Origin of the sequence: Thauera sp. 2A1, assembly GCF_009469595.2 — a bacterium.
Classification (GTDB): domain Bacteria; phylum Pseudomonadota; class Gammaproteobacteria; order Burkholderiales; family Rhodocyclaceae; genus Thauera.
Map to the genome: position 1 here is coordinate 1 of NZ_SSXV01000136.1, position 1038 is coordinate 1038.

Here is a 1038-nt window from a genome sequence, read left to right on the forward strand (position 1 = left end):
CTGATGCGCTTCTGCGGATTCGGTGGCGATTGAGCCTCGTTCGTTGATGTTTCCTCTCTATAGGGAGTTGTTGCAGCAACTTTCTCTACAATTGCTCTCAACTCTGGGTTCTCTACATCATCATAGAGAGAATTACAACTACTTGGATTGGCTTTGTTGCCATACGTAGATGGTTTAACAAAATCCAAATACTCTTTTTCCATCAGCTCCTTTTGCTCAGGAGCCAAGACTGCATCTTTTGTTCTTGCCATAGCTTATGCTGTTTTATTTGTTTGTATAGTGGTCACGGTTTGCACCATTGACCGATTGTCGGGTGCAAAGTAAGTGTACTGAGTGCAGCCATGCAACTGATTGGGTGTAACGTGGCAATTTAGTTGTGGCTTGCTTATTTGCATACCGAGATAGTTGTGAGAACTTCAACGTATTTCTCAACTCATCATTGTTCATGTATTCGTTGCAGTCGTGCAAGTTTTTCTTGTTGTTTTTGGCGTTGAAGTCGGCAAACCCCGGCAACATACTGCCACAGAAATTGAAAACGCTTGTTTTTAGATTACCGTGCCTTATCTTTGCACTCACAAACGTGGAGCACAGCATATGCGTGGAGCTTTGCGACATATAACATAGTATTAACTTAGAAAAAAGAAAAGTATGGGATTCATCGTATTCGAGGAAGAGGCATTCAACTATCTTGATGCCCAGTTGGAGAACTTCGTGAAGCGCATGGACAGAATCCGTGAGCGCAGTGAGGACAAGACCATGAACAAGTGGCTCGACACGCAGGACGTGTGTCAGACGCTCAACATCTGCCCACGGACAGTGCAGACGCTTCGGGACAACGGAACTTTGGCTTATACGCAAATCAGCCACAAGACCTACTACAAGCCGGAGGACGTGATGGCTATCGTAGCAGTAGTGGAGGACAAGAAAAAGGACATGCGCTTTCGCAAGCGCACAGGTTAGGCTGTCAATATACAACAGCCACTTTATCCAATGCAGCAAGTAAACCGAGGAACGTAAGTATCAACAATAAAACAAGAC

2 protein-coding genes are annotated in these 1038 nt (G+C 44.8%); one reads left to right on the forward strand and one right to left on the reverse strand.

Going from position 1 to position 1038, the window contains the following annotated elements; all coding sequences use genetic code 11:
• Window positions 1–251 (reverse strand): hypothetical protein (locus tag GH664_RS24060; protein WP_228111696.1); only part of this gene is annotated, 251 nt, incomplete at its 3' end.
• 397 nt (window positions 252–648) lie between these two features.
• Between GH664_RS24060 and GH664_RS24065 the strand changes: the two genes are divergently transcribed.
• Entirely contained in the window at window positions 649–960 is a 312-nt protein-coding gene (locus GH664_RS24065; protein ID WP_008656559.1) for a helix-turn-helix domain-containing protein, read from the forward strand.
• Window positions 961–1038 lie beyond the last annotated feature (78 nt).